At 38.8% G+C, this 23,718-nt stretch carries 20 protein-coding genes; 12 read left to right on the top strand and 8 right to left on the bottom strand.

Annotation, left to right across the window (positions count from 1 at the left end; genetic code table 11):
* Positions 1 to 7: 7 nt before the first annotated feature.
* From nagA to QUE09_RS10695, 4 genes are read right to left on the bottom strand one after another with little or no spacing between them, the layout of a single operon-like run.
* Complete coding sequence (nagA, locus tag QUE09_RS10710; protein WP_286232755.1) at positions 8 to 1,189, bottom strand: N-acetylglucosamine-6-phosphate deacetylase; 1,182 nt, start codon at positions 1,187 to 1,189, stop codon at positions 8 to 10.
* The gene (locus tag QUE09_RS10705; RefSeq protein WP_286232754.1) at positions 1,179 to 2,093 is read right to left on the bottom strand and encodes an ROK family protein; all 915 of its coding nucleotides are present in this window, start codon (positions 2,091 to 2,093) and stop codon (positions 1,179 to 1,181) included. The genes nagA and QUE09_RS10705 overlap by 11 nt, the downstream gene beginning before the upstream one ends.
* Before the next feature lie 35 nt (positions 2,094 to 2,128).
* Positions 2,129 to 3,256, bottom strand: a complete 1,128-nt coding sequence (locus QUE09_RS10700) for an SIS domain-containing protein (RefSeq protein ID WP_286232753.1) — start codon at positions 3,254 to 3,256, stop codon at positions 2,129 to 2,131.
* A gap of 10 nt (positions 3,257 to 3,266) precedes the next feature.
* Positions 3,267 to 4,556 (bottom strand): D-tagatose-bisphosphate aldolase, class II, non-catalytic subunit, encoded by a 1,290-nt coding sequence (locus tag QUE09_RS10695; RefSeq protein ID WP_286232752.1) that lies wholly within the window; start codon positions 4,554 to 4,556, stop codon positions 3,267 to 3,269.
* Between the two features lie 445 nt (positions 4,557 to 5,001).
* On the opposite strand from QUE09_RS10695, the gene QUE09_RS10690 reads away from it, so the two are divergent.
* The 5 genes from QUE09_RS10690 to QUE09_RS10670 all read left to right on the top strand — a co-directional run bounded on the left by QUE09_RS10690 (position 5,002) and on the right by QUE09_RS10670 (position 8,664).
* Complete coding sequence (locus QUE09_RS10690; protein ID WP_434017549.1) at positions 5,002 to 6,330, top strand: Gfo/Idh/MocA family protein; 1,329 nt, start codon at positions 5,002 to 5,004, stop codon at positions 6,328 to 6,330.
* A complete protein-coding gene (locus tag QUE09_RS10685; RefSeq protein WP_286232750.1) occupies positions 6,320 to 6,592 on the top strand; it encodes a hypothetical protein in 273 nt (90 codons plus the stop codon). The genes QUE09_RS10690 and QUE09_RS10685 overlap by 11 nt, the downstream gene beginning before the upstream one ends.
* A gap of 334 nt (positions 6,593 to 6,926) precedes the next feature.
* The gene (locus QUE09_RS10680; protein ID WP_286232749.1) at positions 6,927 to 7,466 is read left to right on the top strand and encodes a DUF4287 domain-containing protein; all 540 of its coding nucleotides are present in this window, start codon (positions 6,927 to 6,929) and stop codon (positions 7,464 to 7,466) included.
* 81 nt (positions 7,467 to 7,547) lie between these two features.
* On the top strand, positions 7,548 to 7,967 hold the full coding sequence (locus tag QUE09_RS10675) for a hypothetical protein (protein WP_286232748.1): 420 nt from the start codon (positions 7,548 to 7,550) through the stop codon (positions 7,965 to 7,967).
* 259 nt (positions 7,968 to 8,226) lie between these two features.
* Positions 8,227 to 8,664: a hypothetical protein gene (locus QUE09_RS10670; RefSeq protein ID WP_286232747.1), complete on the top strand. Its 438-nt coding sequence runs from the start codon at positions 8,227 to 8,229 to the stop codon at positions 8,662 to 8,664.
* 113 nt (positions 8,665 to 8,777) lie between these two features.
* Here the strand turns inward: QUE09_RS10670 and QUE09_RS10665 are convergent, their stop codons facing one another.
* Positions 8,778 to 9,749 (bottom strand): CPBP family intramembrane glutamic endopeptidase, encoded by a 972-nt coding sequence (locus QUE09_RS10665; protein WP_286232746.1) that lies wholly within the window; start codon positions 9,747 to 9,749, stop codon positions 8,778 to 8,780.
* Positions 9,750 to 9,860: 111 nt separating this feature from the next.
* Positions 9,861 to 9,998 (bottom strand): hypothetical protein, encoded by a 138-nt coding sequence (locus tag QUE09_RS10660; protein ID WP_286232745.1) that lies wholly within the window; start codon positions 9,996 to 9,998, stop codon positions 9,861 to 9,863.
* Positions 9,999 to 10,610: 612 nt separating this feature from the next.
* Between QUE09_RS10660 and QUE09_RS10655 the strand changes: the two genes are divergently transcribed.
* From QUE09_RS10655 to QUE09_RS10645, 3 genes are all read left to right on the top strand, one after another.
* On the top strand, positions 10,611 to 11,228 hold the full coding sequence (locus QUE09_RS10655) for an NUDIX hydrolase (RefSeq protein WP_286232743.1): 618 nt from the start codon (positions 10,611 to 10,613) through the stop codon (positions 11,226 to 11,228).
* 77 nt (positions 11,229 to 11,305) lie between these two features.
* Complete coding sequence (locus QUE09_RS10650; protein WP_286232742.1) at positions 11,306 to 12,130, top strand: TIGR04219 family outer membrane beta-barrel protein; 825 nt, start codon at positions 11,306 to 11,308, stop codon at positions 12,128 to 12,130.
* Positions 12,131 to 12,263: 133 nt separating this feature from the next.
* Positions 12,264 to 12,779, top strand: a complete 516-nt coding sequence (locus QUE09_RS10645; protein ID WP_286232741.1) for a hypothetical protein — start codon at positions 12,264 to 12,266, stop codon at positions 12,777 to 12,779.
* Positions 12,780 to 12,864: 85 nt separating this feature from the next.
* On the opposite strand, the gene agaR is transcribed toward QUE09_RS10645, so the two are convergent.
* Positions 12,865 to 13,629, bottom strand: a complete 765-nt coding sequence (gene agaR, locus QUE09_RS10640) for a transcriptional repressor AgaR (protein WP_286232740.1) — start codon at positions 13,627 to 13,629, stop codon at positions 12,865 to 12,867.
* 281 nt (positions 13,630 to 13,910) lie between these two features.
* On the opposite strand from agaR, the gene QUE09_RS10635 reads away from it, so the two are divergent.
* The 4 genes from QUE09_RS10635 to QUE09_RS10620 all read left to right on the top strand — a co-directional run bounded on the left by QUE09_RS10635 (position 13,911) and on the right by QUE09_RS10620 (position 22,213).
* Positions 13,911 to 16,778: a TonB-dependent receptor gene (locus tag QUE09_RS10635; protein WP_286232739.1), complete on the top strand. Its 2,868-nt coding sequence runs from the start codon at positions 13,911 to 13,913 to the stop codon at positions 16,776 to 16,778.
* A gap of 92 nt (positions 16,779 to 16,870) precedes the next feature.
* The gene (locus tag QUE09_RS10630; protein WP_286232738.1) at positions 16,871 to 19,801 is read left to right on the top strand and encodes a discoidin domain-containing protein; all 2,931 of its coding nucleotides are present in this window, start codon (positions 16,871 to 16,873) and stop codon (positions 19,799 to 19,801) included.
* Between the two features lie 124 nt (positions 19,802 to 19,925).
* A complete protein-coding gene (locus QUE09_RS10625; protein WP_286232737.1) occupies positions 19,926 to 21,287 on the top strand; it encodes a DUF3472 domain-containing protein in 1,362 nt (453 codons plus the stop codon).
* A gap of 83 nt (positions 21,288 to 21,370) precedes the next feature.
* Positions 21,371 to 22,213 (top strand): endonuclease/exonuclease/phosphatase family protein, encoded by an 843-nt coding sequence (locus tag QUE09_RS10620; RefSeq protein WP_286232736.1) that lies wholly within the window; start codon positions 21,371 to 21,373, stop codon positions 22,211 to 22,213.
* A gap of 76 nt (positions 22,214 to 22,289) precedes the next feature.
* Here the strand turns inward: QUE09_RS10620 and megL are convergent, their stop codons facing one another.
* Complete coding sequence (megL, locus tag QUE09_RS10615; RefSeq protein ID WP_286232735.1) at positions 22,290 to 23,495, bottom strand: methionine gamma-lyase; 1,206 nt, start codon at positions 23,493 to 23,495, stop codon at positions 22,290 to 22,292.
* Positions 23,496 to 23,718: the final 223 nt, after the last annotated feature.

Genomic DNA, 23,718 nt, shown 5'->3' with positions numbered 1-23,718 from the left:
GTGATAATTATCGGTTAAATAACGCTACATGTTGCTCACAAAATACGACTTCACCATCTATGATCGTCGCTTGAACGTTTAAATCGGGCGATAGCACTGCAAAACAAGCGCGTTTTCCTAGCGTTATACTTCCTAATTCGTCTGCTAAGGCTAAATGCGCCGCAGGCACTAAACTGGCCATATGCACGGCCTCAATAAATGGCACTTTTGCCATCTCGATTATATTTTTTACGCTTTTTTCAAGCGTTAATGTGCTACCTGCGAGTGAACCTTGTTTCGTTCTTGCTATGCCTTCTTTTACAATAACATCTAGCTCACCTAAACGGTAAGTGCCATCACTGAACCCACCCGCATTGATACAGTCACTGATCAGCGCTATTTTGTCTTTGCCTTTTAACTGATAAATCATTTCCATAATTGTTGGATGTAAATGCACGCCATCGGCAATCACTTCTGCCAACGCGTCTTTATTCATCAGTACAGCACCGGCACAACCAGGATCTCTATGGTGTACACCACTCATGCCATTGAAAATATGAACACCACCACAAGCACCCGCAGCGAAGGCATCTGTTGCTTGTTGATAATTTGCGTTTGTATGGCCCAACATAACGTTGACACCAAGCTCATCTAAATAACGAATTATCTCCATTGAACCTTCAAATTCAGGCGCAAGCGCCATAACTTTTAATGAACCTTGGCTCGCTTGATAAATTGCGTCAACACGCTCTTTTGTCAGCTCAAGAAAAAACGCTTCGTTGTGCGCTCCTTTATGGGTTTCAGTAAAGAAAAGCCCTTCGTTGTAAGCACCGAGTACTTGCGCTCCTGGCATTTTATGATGGCTTGCTTGTCCAATTACCTCAAAGGCTTTTAACGTTTGCTGCCAACTCGCGGTCACTGTTGTTGCTAAAAACCCGATCACGCCATGTTTGGCTAAAGAAGTTGAAATAGTCGTTAACGATGATAGCTCAGCGTCCATAACATCGCAGCCTTCACGACCATGAATATGCATGTCTATCATGCCCGGTATGAGAATTGAATCGCCTAAATCCACGATATGAACATTGGCGCGAGGCTCGCGAGTTATTTCACTAATAATGCCATGCTTAACAAGTACATAAGTATTTTTCTCAATACTTTTTTCTGTGACGATTTGTGCACACTTGAGATAATATGGGTTATAGTTCATGTGGTAAGCTCCCGAGTATTGCTGCGCCTCTTACTCCACTTGAGTCGCCAAATTGTGCTGCGACAACTTTAGGTGAGGTAAAGCCCGGAAATAAATGTTGTTGTATGGCATTAGGTAGTTGCACAATAATGTTGTCAACCAGTGATAGACCGCCACCAAGTACGATAATATCAGGCTCTTGAAACTTAACTAAAGCAGCGAAGGTTTCACCTAATATATCGAGATAGCATGCTAACACTTGTTGTGCTGTAGTATCGTTAAGTGTTAGCTGTTGATGCCAATGTATAGCACTTTGCTGTTCACCCGTAAAATGCTGATACAAACGGCTAATACCAGGGCCAGCAATGTAACTTTCTACACAGCCTTGTAATCCGCAACCACAGGTGTAGATAGGTAAATTATATTTTTGCTGTAACTGGGCAGATAATGGAATATGACCATATTCTCCTGCGATGCCTAAATTGGTTTCTTCAAGTTGGCCATTTACGCATAAACCACCGGCAGCACCAGTACCAATAATTGCACCAAAAACACGCGAATACTCTTTACCTGCGCCTAATGTTGCCTCAGAGAGCGCGAAGCATCGGGTATCATTTTTTAAATTAATGTGGCGATCGAGTATCGCGTGTAAGTCATGCACAATATCTTGATTTGTCGCACAAGGAATATTGGCTGAAAGCACCTTACCCTTATGGTTAATCAAGCCGGGCATGCCTATACCTACATTACAGGTTTCACCGGTGATTTGGTCAGCTTTGGTAATCTGTTCTTTTAAGGTTTCAAGAAACCGCGCATAGTCGTCTGTTGGCGTGTTAACACGCCAACAGTCAAGTAAATTAAAATGGTCATCAAATATAGCGGTTTCAATTTTTGTTCCGCCAATATCTACACCGTAACGGGCCATTTTCATTCCTAATGATTATTTAATCGTTAATGTTGCTAGTCAGCATCTACAAGTGGGTAGATGTTAACACCTTGTACGACGCGATTAACTTCACCTGTTGGACAAGGGTTGTCTGGTGACAGGTTAAGAGCGATTGATTTGTAAAAAGCGAGTATTTGGCAATATACAATAATAGGTAGTCCTGCCCATACATCTTCTAAATTGCTGTCGTCGTTAAATACAACATCATCAATACAAGTGACTTGGTGAGCAATTTTATCGTTAACAACCTCATTTACCAAGTCAGATGTGTAACGTCTTGTGTATGCGTTGCTTGACTGAAATATAATGATATCTGTTTGATTATTAACAATTGATTTCGGGCCGTGACGAAAACCTAGTGGGCTTTCGCAATAACTTGTTACTTTGCCAGCCGTTAACTCTAAATATTTAAGTGCTGCTTCACGGGCAATACCTAATGTTGGACCTGCACCTAAAAATACGATCCGATCAATATTTTGTTCAGCTTTCGTTTTAATGTTTACGACTTCGTCGCTGAGGATTCTTTCTGCGGCATTTGCTGCACTTTCGAGTTGCTCTGTGTTAGGAGTAAAAACGGCTAATACCGACACCATCATAGCCGTAAAACTACTCGTCATTGCAAAACTTTCATCTAACGTACCTTCAGGCATAATTAAACTTAATGCATTGTTATTGCCTTTAGTACCCGTGGCAAGCTCACCATTTTCATTGCAGGTAATGACTAAGTGAAAGCAGGTATCAATTAATGTATTGGCTAATTCAACAGCGGCTAAGCTTTCAGGGCTATTCCCTGAACGTGCAAATGAAATAACTAATGTTGGTTGTTCGCGGTGTAAATAATATTCAGGCGTTCCAACAATATCTGTGGTGCTGATTGCGTTACATTGAAAACCTGTGCTGCTTTCTATATAGGGTGCAACGGTGTCGCCAACATATGCTGAAGTACCTGCACCCGTAAAAATAATTCTTAGGTTATCTAACGCGAGAATGGGTGAAAGAAAGCTTGATATCTTAGCTTGTTGGTTAATAACATTAGTATGAGCTTCACGCCAAACCTTTGGTTGTTGAGATATTTCTTTGGCAGTCCAGTAAGCACCTTTTGCATTAAGAGTATCTACGTCAATAGTCAAAAATTCATTCATTAGATAAAACCTATTGTTGAGACTGTTGATTGCAAGCGCTGGCATATACTTCAGTAACTTGCATAATTTTATTTACAATGAGTGCTCTTGGGCAATTCTTAATGGTGCCTGCACGCAACGCTTGGTATTGCTCGGGTAGATATTGGCTTATTAACGGCAAAGGAATAGCGTGTTGAGTCAAGTTGTTCAATAACTTCTCTACTGCTTGTTCTACTATTGTTGTATTCCAATAATAACGAATACGGTCACTATAGCTATATCTGCGGTAAAAGATTTCATCTGCAGGGGCAACGTGATAAAACTTTTGCCAGTAAACTGGGTTTGTTAACATTGCTTCTTCAATAACATCCATGAGGTTGGCGCGTTGCTCGGAGGGTATGTAAGCTTGTTCAATATAACTTAGTGCAAATAATGCTTCACGCATAGCAAAAGTTAATTGTGGACCAACTTTTAGAATACCGAAATGATCAGTCACTAAAGACTGGTACGCAGTTGGTTTTTGATAGTCGGTCGAATGTGCTTCAAATACGATATTAGGCACCGTTTTTATAAATTGACTTAGCGGTTGTGCTTTTTCTGAGTCGTAATCGATAATACTTGTATGATCAAATTCAACGCCTGGTTGAACAACAATACCAATAACCCTTTGCCATGCATCTTGTAAACCTTTGTTATTAAAGGCTGCTAAGTGAATGCTTAGTGTTTTTTCAACATTTTCTGTAGGGGTTACGTCAAGTGATGTAATTTCTTCTGTTGCACCGCCTGGTGGCGGAACTTCCGTACCAACAACATAAACAATATCAGAATGCCCAAAGGTATCTTTTGCTGTTTTCTCTGCAACTTCGCAAAGTATAGCAGCACGTTCGGCGATTATTTCATCTGAAAGTGCAATGTCATCATCAGCACAAGGCATGCTAGTATCTAAGTGTATTTTTTTAAATCCAGCAGCAACATAATGTTGAATAAGCGTCTTTGACTTCTCTAATGCTTGCGCTGCGTTTTCGTCTACCCAGCATACAGGCCCTAGGTGATCACCACCTAGAATAATATTTTCAAAAGGAAAGTTAAGTTTAACAGCGATATTCTTTATAAATTCAACAAAATCAACAGGTTTCATTGATGTATATCCGCCAAATTGATTCACTTGGTTAGCGGTGGCTTCAATGAGTACAACCGTATTGTCTTTAATCGCTTGTTTTATTGCTGCTTCAATTACCAGAGGCTGAGCACAGCAAACGGAATATATGCCAACGTTTGCATCATTACGGTTACTGTTGATGATATCTATTATCTTAGTCACTGCTAATCCTATTATATAACTGATTCATTAAAGTGGATGTTAGCAACTTTCGTTTTCTTTCGCAATATGCTTTATGAAAGAAAGTAATTGTTTTACTAAAATACTGCTACAACTATAGGTGACAAGGTTTTGGTGATGTTTTTATTGGGTTGTAGCGCATTTTTATCGCTTGTTCGAATAAAGCAATAGTGAGGATATTGTTTTTTTGAAGTCTTTTGAAAGTTTTGATTGCGTTTTTTCTTCCGTTTGGATATATATATAGCTAATTGTTTTCATAAATTATTTAGCATTATAAGAAATAAAGGAAAAACACATGTCTGATCTTGGTCGTCGTAAATTTTTAAAGTCAGCTGCGGCAACCGCAGCAGCTGGCGTTGTTGCCGGTTGTGCTACGAGTGCACAAAATACAGGTTCTCCACTTTTTAAACAGCAAGGGCCCAGTGTTATGGGGTTAGTTGTGCCAAAAATGGATGTGGTAAGAGTCGGATTTATTGGTGTAGGTGTACGCGGTGGTGATTACCATGTAAAAAACTTCATTAAAATGGAAGGCGTAGAGGTTAAAGCGATTTGTGATACCGATCAGCAGTCACTTGATAAAGCCATTGGACATGTCGTTAAACAAGGCTTTCCTGCACCAGAAAAATATACAGGGTCAGATTTAGCCTATAAAAAGATGCTAGAACGACAAGATATTGATGTTGTTATTATTTCTACCCCTTGGAAGTGGCATGCGCCTATGGCAGTAGATGCCATGGAAAGTGGTAAACACGCATTGATCGAAGTTCCAGCAGCAACAACAATCGAAGAATGTTGGCAATTGGTGGATACAGCAGAGCGTACTCAGAAAAACTGTATGATGCTTGAAAATGTTAACTACGGTCGTGATGAGTTAATGGCATTAAATATGGTTCGCCAAGGCTTATTTGGTGATTTGTTACACGGTGAAGCGGCTTATATTCATGAGTTGCGTTGGCAAATGAAAGAAATTGACCGTAAAACAGGCTCTTGGCGTACACAGCGTCATGCCATGCACAACGGTAACTTGTATCCAACACATGGTTTAGGCCCTGTCGCTCAGTATATGAATATTAACCGTGGTGACCGTTTAGATTATATTACATCTATGAGTTCACCAGCGATGGGGCGTCAACAATACGCACAACGTGAATTTCCAGCAGATCATGCACGTAATAAAATGAAGTATATAGCTGGCGATATGAACACCAGTATTATTAAAACGGTTAAAGGCCGCAGTATCATGGTTCAACATGATACTACAACGCCACGTCCATATAGCCGTCATAACTTAATTCAGGGTACCAACGGTGTATTTGCTGGCTTCCCGAATCGTATCGCATTGGAAAACATTCCTGATAAAATTAAAGCGATTTACGATCAACAGCATGAAGAAGCCCTAGCATTATGGAAAGCAAATGGTAAGAAAGGTTACAAACCTTATCATCAAAATTACCACTCTTGGGATACTGATATGGAAAAATGGTATCAAGCGTACGAGCATCCGTTATGGAAACGATTAGGTGATGCTGCAAAGGGTGCAGGGCATGGTGGTATGGACTTTATTATGACACATCGCATTGTTTCGTGTTTGCGTAATGGTGAACCATTAGATCAAGATGTATATGATGCAGCTGCTTGGTCTTCAGTATTCCCGCTTAGTATGGATTCTGTAGCAGACAGAAGTAATAGTAAAACTATTCCTGACTTTACTCGCGGCGCTTGGAAAACAGGTAAGCCTTTAGGCATTGTTACTTAGTCGTAATACACTAAATAGCGAAAAAGAATTAAGGTCTCATTATGAGGCCTTTTTTGTCGCCATTTCAGACAAAATTAAATTAGATGAAAACAGTTTGATACATTGTAAAAACAGTCAGTGTTTCTTTCACATAACCCGAATATTAGCACCAGATGGAGAAGCTGATAGCGGGTATGATTTACTTGGCGTTTCTGTATTGGATCAAGAACTGATCAAGATGTTGCCTAGTGTTACGCTCGTATTTTTAGCTAGCGCCTCTTAACAAAGCGTTGTTATGACTCCCCATGTGAAGTAAAAACACCAAGTCCTGCCTATTTATTTTAGAACGATCAATTGTTATCAATAAATGATTAGCACATTGAATGAAGCCAATAATTTCTCTCTAGCTTCGTGGTTTAGTCTATGTTCGTGCTCAATTAACTTTCGTTAACAGCTAGCCTAACGCCTTTGGAAGCTTAGCCATAGCTGATGCTTTTTATGTGTATTAAGTCCGATAAAAAGGTATGTTATGTTTGTTCATGTAAACCCTCGAAATTAAAAGCTAACACTTTGTGGGGCGTTATCGTGGCTATGTTTTGAATTAAATGGTGAAGTATATGGATAAACCACTACAAACAATGATTGAGAATATGCCTGAGAAAACAGGTAAAAAGCTAGACGAATGGCTTGAAATATTAAACAAAAAAAACTTTGAAAAACACTCTGTAGCTGTAAAGTTCTTAAAGACTGAATATGGTGTGACACATGGATTTGCAAATACAATAGTTGCTCTGTCCAAAGAAAGTGATTCACCTGAAGATTTGGTTGTAAATCAATATAGTGGTAAAGAATTACTCAAACCTATTTATGAAAAGATACTTTTTACAGTCGACAGTTTCGGGGATGATATTGTGATCACTCCCAAGAAAGGAAGTGTCAGTTTAATTAGAAAAAAGCAATTTGCCTTAGTTAAACCAGCAACTAAAACAAGGATCGATTTGGGATTAAAACTTAAAGGTATAGAAGTTCAGGGGCGCTTAGAGAGTTCTGGGCCATTTGGTACCATGTGTACTCACAGAATACAGCTAAAAGAGATATCTGACGTTGATAATGAAGTTGTTGCATGGTTATTAAAAGCCTATGAGAGCTCAGTGTAATAAAAGCTACCAACTGTTAAAAATGTCAGGCCATCTTATACTTGCTAGGTTTCGCTTGGCTAGTCATAAGGAAGGAAGCAAATGAGAAAAATTTTAACCATTTTATGGAATGCAGGTGCCACAATATTTTGGGGGATGGCGCTTATCTTAGTTCCAATTGTTTTGTTATGGAACATTACCGATGACTGGTGCGGAACAGAGCAATATGAAGTCTTTTTATCACCTAACAACGATATTGAGGCTGTGGTTAATGTGATCAATTGTGGTGCGACAACCAATTACGAAACTCAGATTTCGGTTAATCGTATAAATACTCCTGAAGATAAGGATGTTTTAGTTGTACTAGATGGACACCCTAATGAACTGGTATATAAAGTAACTTGGTTGAGTGAGAATACACTTGAGGTATCTGAATTCAACTTTCAAGACTTGCTTAGATTTCATAGTCGTAACACTGTCGGAGATATAGTTACATCTCAGATAAGGCCTGGGGTAAGGTAACAAAACCACTGTGAAGAGAATGCCTGAAACTTGATTCGGTTCAGTTGCACTATATATTATTAGCAATAAGTTATCATCAGCCTCTTATGCAGTAGTTATACATGCTGAATTGAACTGGAGATCTATATATGCAGCGATAAAAGGTTATTATCACTTTATATCTCAATTACATCTGATGTTCTTAATGGATTAATTAACTATACGATGAATTATTTTTAATTAATTCAAAAACTAACAAACAATACTAAAAGGTTTTTTTATGCTAGAAGTAAATAATTTGGTAGCACTTTCGACAGTTGTTGGAGGCTTTGCAACGGGGTTTGCTGCGGCATTTGCTATTGTAGGAATACCGCTAACATATATTCAGATCAAGACAAGTAAAGAACTACATCGAGAGGGGATAGCAAAAGGTTTATATCGAGAATATTTAGCCGACGCAATTAATCGGCCAGATTTTATTACACCAAACATTGAACAATTAAAGCGAACAGGTAAATTTGTTCAGTATGAGCTTTTTATTGCGCATATGTTGTATTCACTGGAAGAAATCCTTGCTCATACCAATGAAAAAGAGTGGGAGAATGTTGTTATTGGACAGTTAAAAACGCATATAGAATATTTACGTTCTGAAGATTTTCATCATAAACGTAAATATTATGATTCGGCTCTTATTACTTTAATAGCCAACATCACTTAGCCAATTAAATAACAATTTTGTGCATTTAAGATTCTATAGTTATTTAGTCTAAGCTTGTAAGAACGTCAGTATAGGCACATACGTGAATGTATAAGAAAGCAAAATGAATAGAGCTAACGTAACGCTTTGGGTGATAAGTTAATAAGTTTACGTTCATTTGACGTGGATTTACTTGAAGTAAACTTTAATTGGATCAGTACAATCAACAGTATCTCTAAAGCCGTCACTAAAATTGAACCTTCTAGACCAAACTTACCACCTGTGATGAGTGAGTTTTCTGTTCGAACGATCGCTAGCCAACTTGCCATTTTATGACCGCTAACTTCGAAACCAAAAACGGTGCCTTGAAAAAGATTCCAAGTAAAATGGAGCGTAATAGGAAACCACAAATTTCTCGTATATAAATAATAAAGCCCAAAGGTAACGCCTGCTAGAAATAGGTTAATGAGTGAAATTAATGTCCAATTAACATTTCCTAAATGAAGTGCCATAAATATTACAGATGAAATGAATAGCGCTAAATAAGGTGTTGTTGCTCTCATCAACAGACCTTGAATAAAACCTCTGCATAGTATTTCTTCTGAAACAGCTACTAATAAAAAGAGTGAACAGCTCGCTACCCAAGGTACAAGGCTAAACGATTGAACAGTATATGAGATATAGCCAGTGCTGACTAATAGAAAGAAACATATTGTAATTATAATTATTCCTGCCAAAGCGCCTAACACTGCATCCGTTTTATAACCATTTAGCTTAAAACCAATTATGCTAAATGGAATTTTTTGAATGTGAAAAGCTATTTTTATACAAATTATTAACGCGATTAATTCAGCTAGTAAAATAAAGGCTTCCCCCTTAATACCTAAGGTTTCACTAAATTCACTTGGTGGCAGATTAAACATATCGAGCGTTAACATACCATTAATTAAAAGTGGTATTAAAAAAACAAACTGCATAAACAGAGTACCAATTAGTACTAAAAAGGTTATGTAAAGCGCCCCTAAAATACTGGGTTTATCTGCTTTGTCATCACTGTATGTTGAACTCGCCTTGAGTAAATCCTCTGTTTTTTCATGGCGGCGCATTATGTTTTCCTTTTGTTTAAATGTATCCTTTGAAAAATTGGATAAACTACAAGCTCGAATAAAAATATGACTTCTAAATATTTAAGAAGTCATAATGACATTACAATATCTTTAACCGTGAAATCCCCCCGTATACCGGTTAGGCGCAGGGCTGCCGATATTAGCCGCCACCCATTTTAACGCTTTCCAAAATAGCTTTTTATTTCCACCATTTACTTTTTGAATTTCATTTACGTTTAATTCTCTCATTGTTTTTTTCCTTTTACTTTGAGGCCGATCCTTGCTCATTGTTGACGCTAAATGATCCGAATTAGTCATAATGTTGGGTAATATCGAAATATACTCCAACGGTTAAAGAGTGTGTAAAAATAACAAATGGTTATCTAAAAACTATGTACTGATGAACTGCTTACATTTATCAAACACGATTAAGAAGTAAAAAAGTTCCTGTTAAACAGCAAGGCGTTAAAAATAGAAATTAGTTACTATATTGCTAACGTTTTGTTTTCAAATGTTTATTTGATTATTGTATTTATGTTGTAAAAAGGTTGTCAGCGTAATAGAGTCATGTTTAGTTGAATAATAGCGATGAAAAGTATAGCTATTACTATGATAGGGGAATTATCATTGATGTTGTTCAGAACGCCGTATTATGGATGTTGCCTAAACATGAATGAACATTAACTAGAAAGACATATCAGGCTTTCATCCCAATAATGACAGGATCTAACGTTGTACTAAATGAAATAATAAACGCATTAAAGGCCGAGATGCTAACTGCTTGTTCAATTTCGCTTTGTTGCTTAACTTTAGGTCGGTATTATCATCCTCGAATAAAGGGGAACACATTTGGAGAAATTGATGAATCAATGGGTTAGCTGGGTAAAGCGGCTTCAGGCCATTAGTCAAACAGGAAAAGCATACTCTAAAGATAAATTTGATATCGAAAGGTTTGACGAACTTGCCAGTATATCTCATCAAATGTTGGCACAGTTAGCTGATACACCCGTGCCTAAAGCAGAGAATTTGTTTATTCCTGAAACGGGGTATCCAACGCCGAAAGTTGATTTACGTGCTGGTGTTATTAAAAACAATAAAATTTTGCTCGTTAGAGAGCGACAGGATAATCGTTGGACACTTCCCGGGGGATGGGCAGATGTGTGTGAAACACCTTCTCAAGGTATTGTTCGTGAAGTATACGAGGAGTCTGGCTTTAACGTAACCAACCCGACATTAGTGGCGATTAAAGATCGCGATATTCACCCTTATGTACCTAAATACCCACAGCATATTTATAAGTTGTTTTTTCTATGTACCTTTGAATCAGGGCAGCCGTTAACAAATATTGAGATTTCTGAAATAGATTTTTTTGAACGAGATAATTTGCCAGAGCTTTCAGAAAGCCGTGTGTTACGTGATGATATTGAATTAATGTTTAGATGCCATGAAAACCCAACGACTGAAGTTTTGGTCGATTAAAGAAACGAGAAAAACATGCTTTCGCAGTACATGCACTCATTTACTAGGTTATTTACCTATACAAGGATTGTAATAAGATGATTAAAAAAGCGTTAGTAGCAGTTTTTTTATTAATATTAGTGAGTCACGTACAAGCAGACTCTGTTGGCTTATATGTAGGTGGCCAAATTTGGCAAGGAAAGGTCAACGGTGAGTTTGGCAATGAAACTACAACGACTGACTTTGATTTGAAAAAAGAAGAACAACGTAGTTTTTTTGTTGCTATTGAGCATCCTTTTCCTATGTTACCTAATTTTCGAGTTTCTCACACCACATATGATACCAGCAGTAAACTCAACGTAACACAAGCGTCCAGTTACACAGATGAAGCGTCTGGTATTGTTCATGAATCCATCGTAGATACTGACATTGATACCCGTTTTAATGTCAGATACGTTGATTACACTTTCTATTATGAATTATTCGACAATCGAGCCTTTTCATTAGATTTAGGCGTTACGGCTCGGGATTTTGGCGGAGCTATTGCTATTACTGAAAACTCAACGAGAGTGGATAATTGGCATGATATATTTGGCACTCCTTATACCTTTACCTATTACGATAATGTTAATCATAGAATAAACACCAACGACATTGAGCCAATGCTATACATTGCTACTAATGTAGGATTACCAGTAACGGGAGTAAGTTTATTCGCCCAAGGTGACTTTTTACTGAAAAGTCACCATACAATTTCTGACTATAACGTTGGTATTATGTATAACTTAATTAATAGCCAAGTGGTGGATTTTAACGTCGCTATTGGCTATCGCGCGGTGAAAATGGCGTTTAACAACGATGAAAATTTAACGAGTGATGCTAGCATTAAAGGGGGCTTTATCAGTGTAGTGGCACACTTTTAAAAATGCATTTAGCATGTGGCTAAGCAGTGCTAACAACGCATTTGAAAGTAGGGCTGCAAAAAGATAAAGTTATTTAATAATGCTAATTACTTGTTTTTTTTAAGCTTTACTACCAGTCAAGGAACCGTATTTAATGGATAGTGAAAAGTGGTATAAAAACCCTGAAATGATAGTCGCGCTTTCTGCGTTATTAATTGGTCTGGTTACGGCGTTTACGTCAATTTATTCGGCATATGTTGATCGAGAATATGCACGGGCATCGGTTTGGCCCAGGCTAGAAATATTTAGAAGCTTTAACGGTGATTCTTTTAGTTATGGCGTTACCAATAATGGTACGGGTCCAGCACTTATAAAGTATGCAAAGGTTCAACATGGCACAACATATGTTAAAAAATGGAAAGATATTGAGCCTTTCAATAATATTAGACAATCTCACATAAGTAATCGTACTTTATCGCCAACGAAGAGTATTACGCCTGTGTCTTATAATGGTGATAATGCGCACGCGTTGGTCAAGGCAGATAAGTTGATTAATATTGAGCTTTGTTATTGTTCTATTTACGACGAGTGTTGGCTTGTTGATAGAAACAATCAACCTCAACCTGTGAATGCCTGTCAGGTTAACGATGAACAAGCGTTTACACAGTAGGCATTAATAAATATAACTCGCTTCGAAAAAAGCCGGTATCAGCCAACATCAACCAATGAAAGCTATTACCGGCAACAGGTAAAGGTTAGGTTTGAATAATTAAATTCACACCATTGCGCTCTAATGCTTGGGCAAAGGCGTCTGGAATGCCAGCATCAGTTATTAACACGTCTATTTCTGCTAGACCGCATATTTTATGAACACCTGAGCGGTTAAACTTAGAAGAATCGGCAACGGTAATAACTTCTTTAGCGACTCTACGCATTAAACGGTTCATCATGGCTTCGTATTCAAAATGGGTTGTAATACCAGAATTAAAATCAATGCCGTCAACCCCCATGAAGGCTTTGTCAAAATGATACCTTTCTAAACTGTCTTCTGCTTGTCGACCATAAAAAGACAACGATGTTTTTCTTAACACACCGCCAGTCATTAACACTTCAACACCGGGTGCATCAATGAGGTTTTGTGCGACATTTAAGCCGTTGGTCATGACGACGAGGCGCTCAAAATCGTGTAAACAGTTTGCTAATTCAGCAATAGTAGAACCTGAATCTAGAATGATAGCATCGCCTTCTTGGACTTGTTTATGGGCTAATATGGCGAGCTTTCGTTTAATATCAATTTGCGCACAATGCTTTTCATTTATCGATAATTCTTTCGGCACGGTACTGCTTGCCATTGCGCCACCTCGCGTACGCCGTACTAAGTTTTTCATATCGAGATAATTCAAGTCACCGCGTATTGTAACTTCTGAAACCTGATAGCTTTTCGCTAAAGCACTTACATGTACTTTGCCTAACTTAAGGGTTTGTTGCACGATATCGTGTCGTCTTTCAATGGTGTTCATAATGAATTTTATCTTATTTCGTTATGTATATATCTTATCCTTCTTTCGCAAGCTTTCAAGTGTGAATAATACCAAAAGCACTTTCGAAACTGTAAGTTTTTGTTTTGATTTGGTTATATTAGTATTTTTCTGTTGTCTTTGTCTTTTTTGAAAGTCTTATCGAAAGTTTTTATTGCTTTTAAATGTTGATTTGTTAGTTTCATTGGGTATAAATATAGTGCGAGTGAAATTAAAACAAATAATAACTAAAACTAAACATGAGAGATAAGAGAGGGTACAGCATGGTAAATCACCAGAAAAAATACCTGAGCCTACTTATTGGTTCCATTCTTGGAGTCAGTAGTGCGTGTGCGGTAGCACAGGAAACAGAGCAAACGACAGCAACAAAGAAAGAGGCAACAGAGCAAGAAAGCGAAACTGAGGTTATTGAAGTTCGCGGTATGAGAAGCAGTATTAAAGAGTCGCTTTTCATCAAACAAAACTCAATTCAAGTTGTTGATGCAATTGTTGCTGAAGATATTGGCAAATTTCCAGATCAAAATGTCGCGGAGGCTTTGCAACGTATTACCGGTATCACCATTACACGTAATGCGGGTGAAGGCCAGAACGTTACTGTTCGCGGCCTAGGTGGTGACTACAACGTTACAACAATTAATGGCCGTCGTATGGCATCAGAGCATAGTAGCCGAGACTTTAACTATGATCTCATTGCCGCTGAATTACTCGGTGGTGTTGAAGTTTACAAATCTTCGGTAGCGCAAACGCAAGAAGGTGGTATTGGTTCTGTTATTAATATTAAAACCCGTCGACCGCTTGACTTTGACGGCTTTACGCTGTCAGCCTCTGCAAAAGGTATTTATGAAGACAGAACAAAAGATACGACTCCTCAAGCCTCATTTTTAGTTAGTAATACCTTTGATGACGGAAAGTTTGGTGCCTTATTTACCGCAGTATATTCTGAAAGAACCTTGCGTATTGATAGCTACGAAGGGCAAGGTTTTTATAACTCAGTAACAGATCCTGATCTTACCATACGTCAAGATGTTGATGGTAACGGTGAATTTGATCAATATGTCGATAATGAATGGGGTTCAATTATTCCAGGTTATGTTCGTTACGGTAACAAACAAGATACACGTGAACGTATTGGCGGAAGTTTAGCACTGCAATGGTTACCAAATGATGATGTGGAAGTTAACTTTGATAGTATTTATTCTTCATATGAAACCAATGGTACAGAGTCACAAATTTCTTTTGTAACCTATGATGAAAGTTGGACGCCAGGCATTCCAGGTGTTAAAGATGTAGGTTTCGCTGATAATGGTTTAGTGAATAAAATGACCATGTTTAACAGTGGCGCAATGGCCGAGCTGTTAAATGTATCACGCCCAAGAATTACAGAAACGTTTCAAGTTGGTGTTAACAGTAAGTGGAATATTACTGATGCATTGTCTTTGAATTTCGATTTATCTCATTCTCAATCTGAAAATGAAAATAATGGCCACAATCGATACATTGTAGCACGTGGATTTGTTGAAGAAGTTTCAATTGACGCATCAACAAATAACTTGTTACCTGACGTGACAGTTTCTCCAAATTTAGATTCAAGTTCGCCTTTCGGTGCTCACTATAGTTACAACAGTGGTACTGGTGTTAAAGATAGAGTAAGTGAATTTCGTATTGACGGTAAATGGATCCCGAATATTCATTGGATAGCGTCTGTTGATTTTGGTATTAACATTGGTAAGCAAACAAAAACGACTGCTGTTAATGCTTCTAAAAATGCGAGTGCTTTTTCAAATGCCGGTACTATCTTAGATTCAACAGAGTATGATGAGTGGGATATTGATTTTTCTGCAGCGGAAGAAATCAATGGTTTTGACTTGTTTAGACTGCCAAGTGATGCGGTTATTGCAGGAAACTTTGACAACTTTATGAGTGGCGAGCCAGGTAAACACCCAACACCTTGGCCAATGTTTGATTACGATAAACTCTTCTCTTTTTATGAAAGTATTAGCCCTGAAGCTGCAAACCAGTTAATTAAAGCAACACCTCGTCCAAACGATTCATACGATGTATCTGAGCAAACTAGTGCGCTTTATCTTGCGATAAACATTGAAGATGAAATATATGATTATCCATACGTATTAAATTTGGGTGTACGTGCAATTGAAACGAAAGTAACGAGTAGCGGTTTCTCTTTAAACCCTGCATTAGTTAACTTTGTGGCAGCAGATAATGATAACCCCGAAATTATAAAATTTTTGAAAGATGTTGAAAATTATCAAGAAGTTGTTGAGTTTGAAGATTCTTATCAAGATGTATTACCAAGTTTTAACTTTAAGTTAAACCTAACCGATGAGCTGGTTTTCCGTGCAGCTGCGTCAAAAGTAATTACGCGTCCTAGCATTGGCAATTTAAAAGCGTGGAGTTACGTTAACATTAATGATCGTGAATATCACGCATCTAATCCTGGCTTAGAGCCTTTGCGCGCAACACAAGGTGACCTTGCTTTAGAGTGGTACTTTTCTGAGTACGGTGCATTAACGACCGCATTTTATGTTAAAGATATCGAAACTTTTTCTACGTATGGTAGAAACGGTACTATCGATATTGATGGTGAAGAATTCACTGTAGAATCACATATTAACAGTGATGCAGGTGGTAAGATTAAGGGTATTGAAATTGCCTATCAGCAATCATTTACCGATATTTTACCGGCGCCATTTGATGGCTTAGGTATTCAATTAAACTATACCGTTGTTGACTCTGGTTATGACCAAGTTGATGAAGATCATGAAGAGTTCGATTTTCGTGAACGTGACTTGCCATTCAGAGGCATGTCTAAGCATTCTTATAACGCAGTTATCTACTATGAGAAAGACAAAATTCAAGCACGTTTTGCCTATAACTGGCGCGATAAATATTTAACAAATGAAGAAGACTGGGGCGGTGTTAGATGGCAAGCCGATTACGGGCAGTTAGATTTTAGTGCAAGTTACGATCTAACTGAGCAGCTAAATATCAATGTTTCAGCGAATAACCTAACCAATGAACGCGGTTATGCCTATATCGAGAATGAGGAGCAACTAGCTTACCTATATCGTTCAGGTCGCCTGTTTAATTTAGGTGTTAATTATCGTTTCTAATTTCCAATAAATGAGACAAAAACGCCAGCAAGTATGCGTTCATCTTCATAACAATTACTTGCTGTAATTATAAAAATAGCGTGGAAAAAGTGATGAATTTAAAAAACAAGTTATCCATATTATCAACGGCGATCATACTCGCTACTACTGCGGGTTGTGGTTCGTCAGATGACGAAAAAGTTACAAATAATGTTGTTGAAAAACCAGTAGTTATACCTCCCGGTGAAACAGACCGAGCGCCTTCAACGTGGTTGCGCTTTGGTGATGATTTCAATGGCGATACCATCATGCAAGATGTGTATATTCCAACAAATGGCTTAACACCTTATACTTATTATTCAGTATTAAATTGGAATGCAGGCCTTGATGGTGGTGGCTATGCGGGTATTCAAGATCATCCTGATGGCAGAAATTTTATCTTTTCAATTTGGGATCCTTCAAACGGCGAGCCGATCACGGCTGAATACCAAGGTGAAGGTACGCAAGTTGAATTATTTGGTGGTGAGGGTACGGGCCTTAAATCTTGGAACTTCCAATTAGGTTGGGAGCCAGACAGATGGTATACCTTAGCGACTAAAGTGTGGCATACACGAGATGACGGTCATACGCATTTTGCTTTTTGGTCGCAAGATAAAGAAACAGGCATATGGACACACTTAGTCACCATGGATTTTCCAATGCCTTGGATTGTTTTTAGTACGGAAACGGGTTCATTTGTTGAAGATTGGTTAGGTACGGGTAATAACACACGTACTGCATTGTTTAATAATGGACGTAAGCGTGGCATGGATGGTGGCTGGAAGGCCTTCACTAATGCTGATTATAATGTCGTTCAAGAAGAAGCAACTGCAGCTTATAACGATAACTTCGATATTGCATCAAACGCTGATTACTATCGTATGACGACGGGGGGTACTGCTGGAGCAGAAGAAGGCGAAGAAGCATTTGAGCCAGAAGGTGAATTAGCAAGACCTTATTTATTAGCTGCGCCAAGTGACGCGCCGACTAATGTGACGCTATCAACTGTTTCAACGACGGGGATTGACTGGCAACTCGCTACGACAGAAGTACCACAATTATCTTATCGTGTATGGGTTAATGATAAAATCGTAGCAGAAGGTACAGATCCACAAGCAAGAAGTGCGATGTTTGATGTTATTGATGTTGATGATGAAATTACGCTTGAAATTGAAAATATCTTCGGCAAAACAAGTACGTTTAAAGCCACTGCAAGTCAAGGACAAATTGAAGTAGACAATACAATTGTTGTTGATACAGAAGCACATTTACTTGAGCGAAATGAAGCAACAGTGATTGAAGCTATCGCAGCGGGTGAGTCAAAGTTATATCAAGTTATGGGCTTAGATGCGTCTAAATCGATGACGGTAAAACTAGCTGGTGATGAAGGCGATGCTGACATTTACGTGATGGAAGGTAGCATGCCAACTACAACTGACTATGATTGTGTTGGCTTCTCGGGTAGTAGTATTGAGTCATGTCGTTTACCAGTAAATGTAAGAGAGGAAACACCTTACTATGTACTCGTAACGGCTAGAACCGACGTTTCATGTTTAGCCTTATCAACAACACAAGATGGTGAACCTGGTTGGATCAGTGGTTCTAACTATATTGTAAGCTCTGAATCTGCTACGGGATCAGGTAATGGTCTTGGTAATGCATTTGACGGTAACGAAGCGACTATTTGGCATACAAACTGGGGCGATGGTGCGCCAACTTACCCGCACACGATAACTATTGATTTAGGTGATACCTATGACGTTAATCGAATTCGTTATCTTCCACGCCAAGATGGTGGTGTGAATGGAACGATTGTCGGATATGAACTTTATATTTCTGATGATCCAGACACCTATCCAGCAGAACCTCAAATAGTTGGTACGTGGGAAGATAGTACCGATGAAAAAGTAGAATGGTTTACTGAAGCGGTTACAGGGCGTTTTGTTAAATTTGTTGCAACAGAAGAGCGTGGCGGAAACGAGTGGGCTTCTGCGGCTGAAATTAAATTTGGCTTTGATGACGGCTCAGACCCCCTTGCTGAAGGCGGTGACGAAGATACAGAAACCGATACTGATGCAGGCGGCGCATGTTCTGCTGGCGGTGATAATGGCGATGGTAACCACGTTAATATTCCGGTTAATTCAACTTTACTTGATAATGCTGGTTTGAGCGCTTCTAGCTCGTCGGGTGCTCAGGAAGGTCATGAACTATCTTTTGCCTTTGATGGTATAACTGGTGATGCAGGTCACTGGCATACGCCTTGGAGTGGTGTTCCATCGTACCCACACGAAGTATTAATCGACTTAGGTGAAATGTACGACGTTAATCGTTTTGATTACACACCGCGTACTGGTGGTGGAAACGGTACGATTGTTGAGTACGAAATCTACGTAGGTGAAAGCGCTGAAAGTTTAGGTGAAGCCGTAGCTGTAGGTACTTGGGAAGACAGTGGCGACGTGAAAACGGTTACCTTTACTGATAAACCAGGTCGCTTTGTTAAGTTTGTTGCCTTAGCTGAGCGTGGTGATGGTGCATGGGCTGCAGCCTCTGAGTTTAACGTTGGTGTTAATATGACAACGAAAGTTGATAATACAACACTAAGCTATTCAACAAGCTCTGGTGCGCAACCTGGCAATGAGCTAGCTCACGCTTTTGATGGTAAGTTTGATGCTAATCATTGGCATACACCGTGGAATGGTATTCCTGGATTCCCGCATGAAGTCATTATCGATTTAGGGGAAGCAATGGATGTTGTTCAATTTGAGTACACGCCTCGTGCAGGTGGTGGTAACGGTACAATTGTTGAGTATGAAGTATACGTAAGTGACTCAGATAGTAGTTGGGGAGCCGCCGTTGCTACAGGTACTTGGAAAGGCTCTGGTGCTAAGGAAATCGCAGCATTTGATGCAACTAATGGTCGTTATGTCAAGTTTGTTGCGCTTCGAGAGAAGAATGACAATAACTTTGCTGCAGCAGTAGAGTTTGGTATCCGTACTAACCCTTAAGGTTATGTATGTAACATGGTTTAAAGGAAGAAGTGTAGTGGCTTCTTCCTTTTTTTTGAGGTTTTATCTGACAATACAAGGCGCTTTATTCGCAATTTGTATCGTTAGTTTAAAAAGGTAAATTATGAAAAATAAAGCAAAGCATTCACACTCGGTTGCGATAATATCTGCACTTTTGTTGGCGATATGTGTTGTAGGGTGTGGTGAGGGAACAAAGTCACCAAAAAAAATGCAAGCGACAACAACATATAAAAGTGCATTAACGGCTGCAGATATGCCTATTGAAGTAGCTGTTGGTGGTAATAGTTGGATTGCGGATGATATTGAAGCGTCTGATACATTAATTTCATCTACGGGGCTTTCTCAATGGCAAGAGAGTAGCCAACAACTTGTAACTTATTTTTATCTTGGTGCAACGGGTGAGCTCAACCTTGGAATTAAGGGAAACATCGTTAACGACATCGCTACAATTAACGTAAGCATTAACGAGCAGCAACAGCAAATTACGCTAGATAATACAGAGAGTCGTATTGTGCCGATAGGCACATTTAGCGTGACAGAAAAAGGTTATCAAAAGGTGACTATTTCTGGCGTTGACAAACAAGGGCAGTACTTTCCTGATATCAGCGCGCTTGTTATCGGTGGTGAAGCAACGACGGGGAAAAATTACTATGTGAAAGATGACTTTTACTGGGGAAGAAGAGGGCCCTCTGTTCATTTGCAATATCAATTACCGCAGGAAAAAGGTAACTATGAGTGGTTTTATAGTGAAATAACGGTACCAGAGGGACAAGACTCTTTAGGTTCATATTATATGGCAAATGGTTTCAACGGTGGCTACTTTGGTATTCAAGTGAACTCTGAAACTGAGCGAAGAGTACTTTTTTCAATTTGGAGTCCCTATAAAACAGATGATCCGAGCAGCATTCCTGACGAGTACAAAACTACGTTACTTAAAAAAGGAAAAGATGTTTATACGGGTAAGTTTGGTAATGAAGGCTCTGGCGGCCAAAGCTATGTAAAATATAACTGGCAAACGGGTGTAACATATCGTTTTTTAACGCGTTATCAACCAAGAGTTGACGAAAATAAAACAGATTTCACCGCCTACTTTTTTGATCCAGTAGTTAATCAATGGCAGCTTATTGCTAGTTTTAGAAGGCCGCATACGACAACATATTTACAATCGCCTTATTCATTTTTAGAAAACTTTATTCCAGGTGCAGGGCAATTTGAGCGTATGGCAAACTATAGTAACCAATGGGTTAAGCAATCGAATAAAGATTGGGAACCCATGCTAGAGGCGAAGTTTACGTATGATGCCACGGCGCGTAAAGAAGCACGTGTTGATTTTCAAGGTGGCATAAATCAAACGGGGTTTTATTTAAAAAATACCGGCTTTTTCTCAGATAATACAAAGTATAATACGCAGCTTACTCGCACTGCTACGTCTGCGCCAAAAATTGACTTAAACGCATTACCGTAATAAGCATATTAACTGACTGTAGGTGAACGTTAATCACTTACAGTCATGTTAAGTTGCTTGAATTATCATAGGATCAGAAAAATATGAATAAAATGGTGCAGTTTATTAACGGCGTCAGTGCTCTAGGTAACACATATTTTATGTGTTTTATTTTTTTGGGTATATTGCCAACAGCGGTATCAGCCCATAACGTTGCTGCTAATGCAGATACCACATTAAAGGTCGTTACTTACAATATAAAACATGGTACTGATTTAGTAGGGCAAAAAAGTATAGTTAAACAAGCGGCTTTTCTAAACATGCACCAGCCTGACTTACTGTCTATTCAAGAGGTTGATAAGTTAACAAAACGCTCGGGCCTTGTTGATCAAACATCGTTTTTTGCACACAAGCTAGCACTCAATAGTGTTTTTCAGCGGTTTATGCATTATGACGATGGCGAATATGGTATTGCTGCTTTTAGTAAGTTCCCTGTGTTATCTAAATCAACGATTAATCTACCGAATGGCTTAGAACCCCGAAACTTTCCTATGTTTACCGTTGATGTGGCGCAGCAACCACTTATTTTTGTGCCCGTTCATTTTGATTGGCCAACGAATGATAATCAACGTTTTGCTCAGGCAAAGGCGCTTTTGGCGGCGCTTAATACACAGTATCCTGTTATTTTGGCGGGCGACTTTAACGATATAGCAAGCTCAAGAACGATGCTACTTTTTAAACAAGCGGGCTTTGATTTTCATCAAAAAAATAAGGCGACTTATTTGGGGAGTGATGTTGAAGAAAATATTTTACCCGAAATTGATTTTATTGCGGTTCGAAGCGGTAACAAGGTATCACTTTCGCTTTTAGACAGTAAGGTTATTGAAAACAATGCGCTGTCAGACCATGCTCCGGTTGTTTCTTGGATTAACGTATCGGTTAAGTAGCTGCAACTATTTTTATCCTTGCAATGAAGAGATCGCAGTGCACGATCTCTTTTAATATTATTGCTTTTATATCAGGCTACGCTACTTTTTCGGTATTAAGTGTTACTTGATCTAACGACTGTTTTAAATCTTCAATAATGTCAGTGACGTTTTCTAAACCTACAGAGATCCTTATTAACCCGTCACTAATACCTGCTTTTAAGCGCTCTTCATCACTATAAGGTGAGTGTGTCATAGACGCAGGGTGTTGGATCAGAGATTCAGCATCGCCCAAACTAACCGCAATAGAGAAGAGCTGCATGCGATTAATAAATTCCGCACCACCTTTGACATCACTTTTTAGTTCAAAGCCAATCACACCACCAGCTGCTTTCATTTGATTACCTATGTATTGATGACCTTGATGAGACGGTAGTCCAGGATAATAAACGGTGTCAACAGCAGGGTGACTTTCTAAAAACTCTGCAACTAACTGCGCATTCTGGCAGTGTCTTTCAACACGAATCGGCAATGTTTTTAGGCCTCGTATTATCAGCCAAGCATCGTGAGGGCTCATTGTGCCACCAATATCTTTTAATGCAGTTAGCTTTATTTCGTTAATCATTTCTTTACGACCGCAAATAATGCCTGCAACAACATCACCATGTCCATTTAGATACTTTGTCGCACTGTGCACAATAATATCGGCACCAAAGCGAACTGGTTTTTGAAGAACGGGTGTCATAAAGGTGTTATCAACAACAGAAATTAGCTGGTGCGCTTTTGCTATCGCTAAAATCTCAACAAGATCTAATACTTGTAGGTTTGGGTTGATAGGTGATTCAAGAAAAATAAGCTTAGTATTCTCTTTAATTGCATTGTTGATGTTGTCGGTATTACTCATATCAACAAAACTGACTTCTATACCAAAGCGCGTCAACATATGGTTCATTAATGCATATGAACATCCATAGATTGCTTTTGAAGCGATCAAATGGTCGCCCGCAGCCAGATTTGTCAGTAATGCTGCTGAAACTGCCGCCATACCCGTTGCGGTTGCTGCTGCATCTTCTGTACCTTCTAGCTGTGCCATGCGCTGTTCGAGTTCACGTGTTGTAGGGTTACCTAAACGAGTGTACATGTAACCTTCGGCTTCACCAGCAAACCTTTGAGCGCCTTGTTCTGCATTTTCAAAGGTAAAAGTAGAGGTTTGGTATAAAGGTGATGCGAGTGAGCCAAACTGTTCGTCTTTTATTTTTCCGCCATGTACTACTTGTGTTTCGATAAATTTGCTTTTAATCATTGTTCTCTCATGTGTTATCGGAATATAGTGCTGTAATCTGTGTTTAAACAAGTTCTAAGCCATAAATAAAATAGTGCATAAAAACAATTGGTTAAGTTGATTTGGCGTTGTTGAGATAACCTTGATTGTAATGTTTTTATTACAAAGTTGTGGGTATTGAAGAATTTTGAATAGTAAAATAAATAATCTCTTGAAATACAAGTGCTAAACTGATGTCATAATA

Origin of the sequence: Thalassotalea sediminis (assembly GCF_030295915.1) — a bacterium.
Lineage (GTDB): Bacteria > Pseudomonadota > Gammaproteobacteria > Enterobacterales > Alteromonadaceae > Thalassotalea_C > Thalassotalea_C sediminis.
This window is presented reverse-complemented; position numbering and strand designations above follow the sequence as displayed.

What these genes read in the sequence shown, in the direction of transcription:
- QUE09_RS10690 (WP_434017549.1), top strand. Translation starts at nt 5,002, where the DNA reads ATGGGGTTAGTTGTGCCAAAAATGGATGTGGTAAGAGTCGGATTTATT.
- QUE09_RS10705 (WP_286232754.1), bottom strand. Translation starts at nt 2,093, where the DNA reads ATGGCCCGTTACGGTGTAGATATTGGCGGAACAAAAATTGAAACCGCT.
- QUE09_RS10680 (WP_286232749.1), top strand. Translation starts at nt 6,927, where the DNA reads ATGGATAAACCACTACAAACAATGATTGAGAATATGCCTGAGAAAACA.
- QUE09_RS10625 (WP_286232737.1), top strand. Translation starts at nt 19,926, where the DNA reads ATGAAAAATAAAGCAAAGCATTCACACTCGGTTGCGATAATATCTGCA.
- QUE09_RS10700 (WP_286232753.1), bottom strand. Translation starts at nt 3,256, where the DNA reads ATGAATGAATTTTTGACTATTGACGTAGATACTCTTAATGCAAAAGGT.
- QUE09_RS10660 (WP_286232745.1), bottom strand. Translation starts at nt 9,998, where the DNA reads ATGAGAGAATTAAACGTAAATGAAATTCAAAAAGTAAATGGTGGAAAT.
- QUE09_RS10635 (WP_286232739.1), top strand. Translation starts at nt 13,911, where the DNA reads ATGGTAAATCACCAGAAAAAATACCTGAGCCTACTTATTGGTTCCATT.
- QUE09_RS10630 (WP_286232738.1), top strand. Translation starts at nt 16,871, where the DNA reads ATGAATTTAAAAAACAAGTTATCCATATTATCAACGGCGATCATACTC.
- QUE09_RS10665 (WP_286232746.1), bottom strand. Translation starts at nt 9,749, where the DNA reads ATGCGCCGCCATGAAAAAACAGAGGATTTACTCAAGGCGAGTTCAACA.
- QUE09_RS10650 (WP_286232742.1), top strand. Translation starts at nt 11,306, where the DNA reads ATGATTAAAAAAGCGTTAGTAGCAGTTTTTTTATTAATATTAGTGAGT.
- nagA (WP_286232755.1), bottom strand. Translation starts at nt 1,189, where the DNA reads ATGAACTATAACCCATATTATCTCAAGTGTGCACAAATCGTCACAGAA.
- QUE09_RS10645 (WP_286232741.1), top strand. Translation starts at nt 12,264, where the DNA reads ATGGATAGTGAAAAGTGGTATAAAAACCCTGAAATGATAGTCGCGCTT.
- QUE09_RS10655 (WP_286232743.1), top strand. Translation starts at nt 10,611, where the DNA reads ATGAATCAATGGGTTAGCTGGGTAAAGCGGCTTCAGGCCATTAGTCAA.
- QUE09_RS10675 (WP_286232748.1), top strand. Translation starts at nt 7,548, where the DNA reads ATGAGAAAAATTTTAACCATTTTATGGAATGCAGGTGCCACAATATTT.
- QUE09_RS10620 (WP_286232736.1), top strand. Translation starts at nt 21,371, where the DNA reads ATGAATAAAATGGTGCAGTTTATTAACGGCGTCAGTGCTCTAGGTAAC.
- QUE09_RS10670 (WP_286232747.1), top strand. Translation starts at nt 8,227, where the DNA reads ATGCTAGAAGTAAATAATTTGGTAGCACTTTCGACAGTTGTTGGAGGC.
- megL (WP_286232735.1), bottom strand. Translation starts at nt 23,495, where the DNA reads ATGATTAAAAGCAAATTTATCGAAACACAAGTAGTACATGGCGGAAAA.
- agaR (WP_286232740.1), bottom strand. Translation starts at nt 13,629, where the DNA reads ATGAACACCATTGAAAGACGACACGATATCGTGCAACAAACCCTTAAG.